This is a genomic window from Vogesella mureinivorans, from assembly GCF_007644035.1.
Taxonomy (GTDB): Bacteria; Pseudomonadota; Gammaproteobacteria; order Burkholderiales; family Chromobacteriaceae; genus Vogesella; species Vogesella mureinivorans.
In genome coordinates this window covers 1-287 of record NZ_VMTV02000251.1, presented here as the reverse complement: position 1 = coordinate 287, position 287 = coordinate 1, and the positions used below count along the sequence as shown (strand labels likewise).

Genomic DNA, 287 nt, shown 5'->3' with positions numbered 1-287 from the left:
CCTATGGCCGGTCCAAGCTCATGACCGAATGGATGCTGGCGGACGTGGCGGCTGCTCATCCCATGACTTATGGCGTGCTGCGCTATTTCAACGTCGCGGGCGCCGATCCCCAATTGCGCTCGGGCCAGTCCGCGGCGGGGGCGACTCATCTGATAAAGGTCGCAGTCCAGACCGCACTGGGGCTGCGCGAGAAGATGAGAGTTTTCGGCGACGATTATCCCACGCCCGATGGCACCTGTGTGCGCGACTATATCCATGTGAGCGATCTTGTGAATGCTCATGCCATC

1 protein-coding gene is annotated in these 287 nt (G+C 60.6%); it reads left to right on the top strand.

Going from position 1 to position 287, the window contains the following annotated elements; all coding sequences use genetic code 11:
* The coding region (locus FLQ44_RS08135) for an NAD-dependent epimerase/dehydratase family protein (protein ID WP_147693967.1) at positions 1–287 on the top strand (287 nt) is incomplete at both ends.